Origin of the sequence: Micromonospora sp. RV43, from assembly GCF_001029515.1 — a bacterium.
GTDB lineage: Bacteria > Actinomycetota > Actinomycetes > Mycobacteriales > Micromonosporaceae > Micromonospora > Micromonospora aurantiaca.
On record NZ_LEKG01000244.1, the window covers coordinates 1 to 7975 of the forward strand.

Consider the following 7975-nt stretch of genomic DNA (forward strand, 5'->3'; position numbering starts at 1 on the left):
GCGACGTCCCGCCCGACGTCGTCCGTCCCGGCCTCTCCCGAGATCTTGGTACGGTCCCGCCCTCCGAGGGGCGTCCCCGTACCAAGATCCCCCTGAACCGTGGCGATCTTGGAAGGAATGGGCCCTTCTGGGGGCCCTTCGCTTCCAAGATCCGCCGAGGAATCCGGTGTCGCGTCGAGATCTGCTTCCCGGTAACCGGCGGTGTCCGCGATCTCGGGTGCCGGGTGCTCGGCGGGCGCGTCGGAGTCGTCCGGCGCCGGCTTGGGCGGGGCGGGCCGTTCCCACGGGGGCACCCAGGCGGCGGCCTGGTCGGCCAGGGAGTCGCGCCGTTCCTCGTCGCTCATCCGTTCACTCCTGCGTCGGTGCGGGTTCGTCCGCCGTCTCGGTGGGCACGGCGGCGTCGGATGCAGCGGCTGCGGCGACGTCGCCCGGCACGGTGGCGCCAGCGGATTCGGCGGCATCGCCGGCCACCGCGGCAGCGTCCTCGGCCGGAGCAGCCGAGTCGTCGGGCGGCGCGGCGGGGACGGACGTGGTCGTGGGTTCGGGGCTGCCGGCGTACTCGTCGACTGTCAGCTCGGCCTCGCCGTCGGCCGGGCCGGTCCAGCGGACAGTGAGTTCCTCCAGCGCCTGCTCCTGCACGAACGCCACGAGACCCTGCCGGTACAGCTCCAGCAGCGCCAGGAACCGGGCCACCACCTCGAGCGTCATCTCGCAGTCGGCGCAGAGCAGCGAGAACGTGGCGATCCCGGCGCGGCGCAGCCGGTCGGCGATGATGCCGGCGTGTTCCCGGACGCTGACCCGGACCATGTGCACGTGGGCGATTGAGACCTCGGGCACCGGTTTCGGGCTCATCGCCTTGACCGCGAGCTTGCGCAGCCGCTCCGGACCGATGCCGAGCACCAGGTCGGGCAGCGCCTCGGCGTACCGCGGTTCGAGTGTGACCGCCCTCGGGTAGCGCCGGCCGCCGACCGCCTCCAGCTCGGCGATGTGCGCGGCGGCCTCCTTGTACGCCTTGTACTGCAGCAGCCGGGCGAACAGCAGGTCCCGCGCCTCCAGCAGCGCCAGGTCCTCCTCGTCCTCGACCTCGGCCGAGGGCAGCAGCCGGGCCGCCTTCAGGTCCAGCAGTGTCGCGGCGACGAGCAGGAACTCGCTCGTCTCGTCCAGGTCCCACTGGTCGCCCATGGCGCGCAGGTACGCGATGAACTCGTCGGTGACCTTGTGCAGCGCGACCTCGGTGACGTCCAGCTTGTGCTTGCTGATCAGCTGGAGCAGCAGGTCGAACGGGCCGGTGAAGTTGTCGAGCCGGACCGTGAAGCCACTCGTCTGTTCGCCGGTGCCCGGCTCGGCGGGCACCACACCGTCGACCTCGGCGGCCAGCTCCGCGGCGACGGCGGGGTCGCCGGGGCCGTGCGGCGGGTCGAGGGGCGGTGCGGTCACCGGGAAACCGTAGACGACGCGGCGGGCGGCCGGCGTGCGCCCTACCGGTCCGCCTGGGCGGCGATGACCTCCCGGGCGAGCTGCCGGTAGTTGCGCGCGCCGGAGGAGGCCGGGTCGAGGGTGGTGATCGGTGCACCGGCCACCGTGGACTCGGGGAACTTCACCGTCTTGGTGATGACGGTCTGGTAGACCTTGTCGCCGAACGCCTCGACCACCCGCTGGAGCACCTGGCGGCAGTGGGTGGTGCGGCTGTCGTACATGGTGGCGAGGATGCCTTCGAGTTCCAGGTCGAAGTTGAGCCGCTCGCGCACCTTGTCGATGGTGTCGAGCAGCAGCGCCACACCGCGCAGGCTGAAGAACTCGCACTCCAGCGGGATGAGCACGCCGTGCGCGACGGTGAGCGCGTTGATCGCCAGCAGGCCCAGCGAGGGCTGGCAGTCGATCAGGATGAAGTCGTACTCCTTGCGGATGGTCCGCAGCACCCGCGCCAGGGCCATCTCCCGGGCGACCTCGTTGACCAGCTGGATCTCGGCGGCGGAGAGGTCGATGTTGGCGGGCAGCAGATGCAGCCCGGCCACGTCGGTCTTGATGAGGACGTCCTCGGCGGTGACGTCGTCCTGCATCAGCAGGTTGTAGACCGACAGGTCCAGGTTGTGCGGGTTGACGCCCAGCCCGACGGAGAGGGCGCCCTGCGGGTCGAAGTCGACGAGCAGCACCTTGCGGCCGTACTCGGCCAGGGCCGCGCCCAGGTTGATGGTCGTCGTTGTCTTGCCGACGCCGCCCTTCTGGTTGGCCATCGCGATGATCCGCGCCGGGCCGTGCCGGTCGGTCGGCATGGGTTCGGGGATCGGCTTGCGCATGGTGTACGCGGCCGGGTCGGCGGGGCCGAGATCGGCACCGAGCGTCGCCTGCTGCTCACGGAGCTCCGACGTCCAGGTCTCGGCACGGTCACCGTTTCCTGCCATGTCCTCGTTGCCCCCTCCCGACGACCACCCGGCGTCGGAGCCGTCCGACGTCCCTCGCGGCGCCGCTGCGCACCCCCGGTCCGTCGTACCTGGAGGCCCGCGCCGATGCCGACTGTACGCCACCGGCCAGCAGCGCGTTCGGTAGCGGGTCGGCGTGTCGGCCGCCCGTCAGCCAGGTCCGGCCACGTCGGCACTCAGCGGGCGCGGGGGTGGGCTGTCGCGTACACCTCGCGCAGCCGCTCCACAGTCACCAGCGTGTAGACCTGGGTGGTGGTCACCGAGGCGTGGCCGAGCAGTTCCTGCACCACCCGCACGTCCGCGCCGCCGTCGAGCAGGTGGGTGGCGTACGAGTGGCGCAGCGTGTGCGGGGAGACCGCGTCGGGCCCGTCGACCGGCAGGCCGGCACGTGCGGCGGCGGTACGCAGCACGGCCCAGGCGCCCTGCCGGGTGAGCGGGCCGCCACGCGCGTTCACGAACACCGCGTGGGTGCCGCGCCCGGCGGCGAGCAGCGCCGGGCGGCCCCGGACCAGCCAGGCGCGCAGCGCGTCGGCCGCGTACCCGCCGACCGGGACCAGCCGCGTCCGGCCGCCCTTGCCGCGCAGCAGCACCGTGCCGGCGTCCAGGTCGAGGTCGTCGACGGCCGCGCCGACCGCCTCGGAGATGCGCGCGCCGGTGCCGTACAGGAATTCCAGCAGCGCCCGGTCGCGCAGCGCGCGGGCGGCGGCGTCGCCGCTGGCGCCGGGTGTGCCGGCGGCCTCCAGCAGCCGCAGGACCGCGTCGACGGGCAGCGCGCGGGGCAGCCGTCGCGGCGGCGCGGGCGGGCGGACGTCGCGGCTGGGATCGGCGCCGGCGAGTCCCTCGCGCAGCGCGAAGCGGTGCAGGCCGCGGACCGCGCTGGCCGCGCGGGCGGCGGAGGAGACGGCGAGCGGCGGGTGGTCGTCGTCGCCGGCGCGCAGCCGGGCCAGGTGGGCCTCGACCTGCGCGGGCCCGGCGGCGGCCAGGTCGTCCACCCCGGCTGCGGCCAATGTGGCGAGGTAGCGGTCCAGGTCCCGGCGGTACGAGGCGAGCGTGTTCGCGGACAGCCCGCGTTCGACGGTGAGGTGGTCCAGATAGGTCCGGACCGCACGGCGCAGGGCCGGCGCGGGTTCCGCGCCGGCCCTGCGCACAGCGGCGTCGGTCAGCTCAGCACCTCGTCCAGCGGCAGCACGTCCATGCCGTGCGCCTCGGCGACCGGGCCGTAGACGACCTTGCCGGCGTGGGTGTTCAGACCGAGGGCCAGCGCCGGGTCGTTGCGCAGCGCCTGCTGCCAGCCCTGGTTCGCCAGTTCGAGGGCGTACGGCAGGGTGACGTTCGTCAGCGCGTAGGTGCTGGTGTTCGGCACCGCACCGGGCATGTTCGCCACGCAGTAGAAGATCGAGTCGTGGACCTTGTAGACCGGGTCGGCGTGCGTGGTCGGGCGCGAGTCCTCGAAGCAGCCGCCCTGGTCGATGGCGATGTCGACGAGCACGCTACCCGGCTTCATCCGGGAGACCAGCTCGTTGGAGATGAGCTTCGGGGCCTTCGCGCCGGGCACCAGCACCGCGCCGATGACCAGGTCCGCGTCGAGCACGGCCCGCTCGATCTCGTACGCGTTGGAGGCGACGGTCTGCAGGTGGCCCCGGTAGATGGCGTCGGCCTGGCGCAGCCGGGCCACGTTCTTGTCCAGCAGCAGCACCTCGGACTGCAGGCCGAGCGCGATGGCGGCGGCGTTCAGGCCGGACACGCCCGCGCCGATGACCACGGTCTTGGCCGCGTACACGCCGGAGACGCCGCCGGGCAGCACGCCCCGCCCGCCGCCGGTACGCATCATGTAGAAGGCGCCCACCTGCGGGGCGAGGCGGCCGGCCACCTCGGACATCGGGGCGAGCAGCGGCAGCGAGCGGTCGGGCAGCTCGACCGTCTCGTACGCGATGCCGGTGACCTTCCGGTCGACCAGCGCGTCGGTGCACTCGCGGGACGCGGCCAGGTGCAGGTAGGTGAACAGCACCTGCCCCTCGCGCATCCGGTGGTACTCCTCGGCGATCGGCTCCTTGACCTTCAGCACCAGATCGGCGGTGTCCCACACCTCGTCGGCGGTGGCCAGGATCTTCGCGCCGGCGGCGGCGAACTCGTCGTCGGTGATGCTGGAACCGACTCCGGCGCCTGCCTCCACGAAGACCTCGTGGCCGTGGCGGGTGAACTCGTTGACGCCGGCGGGCGTGATCGCCACCCGGTACTCGTGGTTCTTGACCTCGCGGGGGATTCCGACCTTCACGATGCAGACACCTTCCTCCGGGGCGGCTCACCCCCGACTGCGCGGCCGCGCCGGCTCCGTTGCCGGCGCGGTCCGCCTGTCCCGCCGGCGGCAGTCTAGGCCCGTGGGAAGCCCACGGGCGGCGACACTGTGACATCCGGTGCCCGCTGGTCCTGACGGTGTGTCAGGCATGCCTCGGACTGCCCGGTGGAGACGCCATCCGCCGAGAGGACAAAGTTCGATGACATCTTCCCATCGGCTGAGCGGCGAGGCCGACAGGACGTGAACCGATCACTATTGTGTCCGCTCATGACCACTCCTTATCAGCAGTACCCGCAGGGCGTCTCCGACAAGAGCAAGGTCGTCGCGGGTGTGCTTCAGATCCTGCTCGGCGGCTTCGGCATCGGCCGGTTCTACATGGGCGACACCAAGACCGGTGTCATCCAGCTCATCGTCACGCTCGTGACGTGCGGCTTCGGCGCGATCTGGGGCCTCGTCGACGGCATCCTGATCCTCGTCAACGGCGGTGTCGACGGGCAGGGACGCCCTCTGCGCGACTGACCACAGGCGCACGGAAGGGGCCGCCCGGCGCAGTGCGCCGGGCGGCCCCTCGTCGTTTGCGGATCAGCGCGGCAGCGGCGCCTCCGGGCGGCGCAGCTCGGTGAAGCCGGTGTCGCGGGCGCGGGCGGCGGCGAGCAGCCCGGCCACGCAGGACGCGTTGGTGATCTCGCCGGCCAGCACCATCCGCACCGCCTCGTCCAGGTCCACGCGGACCACCTGGAGGTCGGCCTCCTCGTCGTGCCGGTCGTGCCGCTGATCGGCCGGCACGTCGGCGAGGTCGCGGGCCAGGAACACCCGCACCACCTCGTCGGCGAAACCGGGCGAGCTGTGCAGGTCGACGAGCACGTCGACGCGTCCGGCGGTCAGGTCCGCCTCCTCGGCCAGCTCCCGCAGCGCGGCGGCGGCCAGGTCCTCGCCGCCGACGTCCATCAGCCCGGCGGGCAGCTCCCACAGGTGCCGGCCGACCGGGTGCCGGTACTGGCGGATCAGCACCACCTGACCGGCGTGGTCGAGCGCCACCACGGCGACCGCGCCGACGTGCCGCACGTAGTCGCGGGTCGCGCTGCCGCCGCCGGGCATGGTGACGTCGTCGCTGACCACGGAGAAGATCCGGCCGGACCAGATCTCCCGGCGGCCGGTCACCTCGTACCGGTGCTCGACGCCGCTCACGCCGCCTCCCCGCGCGCCCGCGCGGACCGGCCGCTCACTTCGCGGACGCTTTCGCGCCACCGCCGCGGCCGGCCTTCTTCGACGCGCCGTCCAGGTCCACCGGCAGCTGGTCGGCCTGCGAGTACGCCACTGCGGCGCCGACGAACGCGGCGAACAGCGGGTGCGGCCGGGTGGGGCGGCTCTTGAGCTCCGGGTGCGCCTGGGTGGCCACGAAGAAGGGATGCAGGTTGCGGTCCAGCTCGACGAACTCGACCAGCCGCCCGTCCGGCGAGGTGCCGGAGATGGTCAGGCCGGCCTTGGTGAGCTGGTCGCGGTAGGCGTTGTTCACCTCGTACCGGTGCCGGTGCCGCTCGCTGACCTCGGTGCTGCCGTACGCCTCGGCGACGATCGAGCCCTCGGCCAGCTTCGCCGGGTACGCCCCGAGCCGCATGGTGCCGCCCAGGTCGCCGCGCCCGGCGACGATGTCCTCCTGGTCGGCCATGGTGGCGATGACCGGGTGCACGGCCTCCTCGTCGAACTCGAGCGAGTTCGCCCCGTCGAGGTTGGCCAGGTGCCGGGCCACCTCGATGGTCATGCACTGGAGGCCGAGGCAGAGGCCCAGCAGCGGGATGCCGTTCTCCCGCGCGTACCGGGCGGTGCCGACCTTGCCCTCGATGCCGCGGACGCCGAAGCCGCCGGGGATCACGATGCCGTCGACGCCGGACAGCGCGGCGGCGGCACCCGCCGGGGTCACGCAGTCGTCGCTGGGCACCCACTTGAGCTGCACCCGGGCGCGGTGGCCGAACCCGGCGGCCCGGATCGCCTCGCTGACCGACAGGTACGCGTCGGGCAGGTCGACGTACTTGCCGACCAGCGCGACGGTGATCGTGTGCCGGGGCTGGTGCACCCGCTCCAGCAGGTCGTCCCAGCGGGTCCAGTCCACGTCGCGGAACGACAGGCCGAGCCGGCGCACCACGTACGCGTCGAGGCCCTCGCGGTGCAGCACCTTCGGGATGTCGTAGATGCTCGGCGCGTCCGGCGCGGCGGTGACCGCCTCCCGGTCGACGTCGCAGTACAGCGACAGCTTCTCCTTGACCTTCTCCGGGATCTCCCGGTCGCAGCGCAGCACCAGCGCGTCGGGCTGGATGCCGATGCTGCGCAGCTGCGCCACCGAGTGCTGGGTCGGCTTGGTCTTCAGCTCGCCCGACGGCGCCAGGTACGGCACCAGCGACACGTGCAGGTAGAAGCAGTTGTCCCGGCCCAGGTCGTGGCGGATCTGCCGGATCGACTCCAGGAACGGCAGCGACTCGATGTCGCCGACAGTGCCGCCGACCTCGGTGATCACCACGTCGGGCACCTGGCCGTCGGCGTCCGGGTCCGCCATGCCGCGGATGCGGGCCTTGATCTCGTTGGTGATGTGCGGGATGACCTGCACCGTGTCGCCGAGGTACTCCCCGCGCCGCTCCTTGGCGATCACCGCCGAGTAGATCTGGCCGGTGGTGACGTTCGCCTTGCCGGAGAGGTCCCGGTCGAGGAACCGCTCGTAGTGGCCGACGTCGAGGTCGGTCTCGGCGCCGTCCTCGGTGACGAAGACCTCGCCGTGCTGGAACGGGTTCATCGTCCCGGGGTCGACGTTCAGGTACGGGTCGAGCTTCTGCATCACCACGCGCAGTCCGCGCGCGGTCAGCAGACTGCCGAGGCTGGAGGCGGTGAGGCCCTTACCCAGCGAGGAGGCGACGCCCCCGGTGACGAAAATGTGCCTGGTCGTCCGTGCTGTTGGGGCCAAGGCCTGCTCCCGTGTCGTCCGTAGCGGTCGTGCGAACCGCCGTGCCGATCAGCAGAGTGATCACGCGATCCACGGGATTCCACGGTAACACCATCCGGACCGTGAGCCGGCGTCGCACCCGCTGTCGGCGCACGTGAGGCCGGTGCCGGCCCTCCCCCGGCGCTCCCCTGGCCCTCCTCCGGCCCTCCTCCGGCCCGGGTCCGGCCCGGGTCCGGCCCGGGTCCGGGCCCTTGATCGACACCAGCTCGCCGATGTGGTGCCTTCCACCGGGCCTCGACCCCGCCACCTCCCCGAACCGGCGGGCGG

General features: G+C 72.6%; 7 protein-coding genes and 1 pseudogene. 1 reads left to right on the plus strand and 7 read right to left on the minus strand.

The annotated features are described in order from the left end of the window. The 5 genes and pseudogenes from ABD52_RS41225 to ald form a co-directional block, all read right to left on the minus strand. Window positions 1-344: pseudogene (locus ABD52_RS41225) on the minus strand (SMC-Scp complex subunit ScpB); the annotation flags it as partial. Window positions 345-348: 4 nt separating this feature from the next. Then, window positions 349-1437, minus strand: coding sequence for a ScpA family protein (locus ABD52_RS34600; RefSeq protein ID WP_047894505.1), 1089 nt, complete (start codon window positions 1435-1437; stop codon window positions 349-351). A 41-nt stretch (window positions 1438-1478) separates the two neighbouring features. Next, entirely contained in the window at window positions 1479-2402 is a 924-nt protein-coding gene (locus ABD52_RS34605) for a ParA family protein (RefSeq protein WP_013285595.1), read from the minus strand. Between the two features lie 194 nt (window positions 2403-2596). Next, the gene (locus ABD52_RS34610; protein WP_013477406.1) at window positions 2597-3568 is read right to left on the minus strand and encodes a site-specific tyrosine recombinase XerD; all 972 of its coding nucleotides are present in this window, start codon (window positions 3566-3568) and stop codon (window positions 2597-2599) included. Window positions 3569-3579: 11 nt separating this feature from the next. Beyond that, complete coding sequence (gene ald, locus ABD52_RS34615) at window positions 3580-4695, minus strand: alanine dehydrogenase (RefSeq protein WP_013285593.1); 1116 nt, start codon at window positions 4693-4695, stop codon at window positions 3580-3582. 225 nt (window positions 4696-4920) lie between these two features. On the opposite strand from ald, the gene ABD52_RS34620 reads away from it, so the two are divergent. Continuing rightward, a complete protein-coding gene (locus ABD52_RS34620) occupies window positions 4921-5235 on the plus strand; it encodes a TM2 domain-containing protein (protein ID WP_225319689.1) in 315 nt (104 codons plus the stop codon). 63 nt (window positions 5236-5298) lie between these two features. On the opposite strand, the gene ABD52_RS34625 is transcribed toward ABD52_RS34620, so the two are convergent. Further along, on the minus strand, window positions 5299-5904 hold the full coding sequence (locus ABD52_RS34625) for an NUDIX domain-containing protein (RefSeq protein ID WP_047894506.1): 606 nt from the start codon (window positions 5902-5904) through the stop codon (window positions 5299-5301). Window positions 5905-5938: 34 nt separating this feature from the next. Continuing rightward, window positions 5939-7669, minus strand: coding sequence for a CTP synthase (locus ABD52_RS34630; RefSeq protein ID WP_013285590.1), 1731 nt, complete (start codon window positions 7667-7669; stop codon window positions 5939-5941). Between the last annotated feature and the right edge of the window lie 306 nt (window positions 7670-7975).

What these genes read in the sequence shown, in the direction of transcription:
- ABD52_RS34605 (WP_013285595.1), bottom strand. Translation starts at nt 2,402, where the DNA reads ATGGCAGGAAACGGTGACCGTGCCGAGACCTGGACGTCGGAGCTCCGT.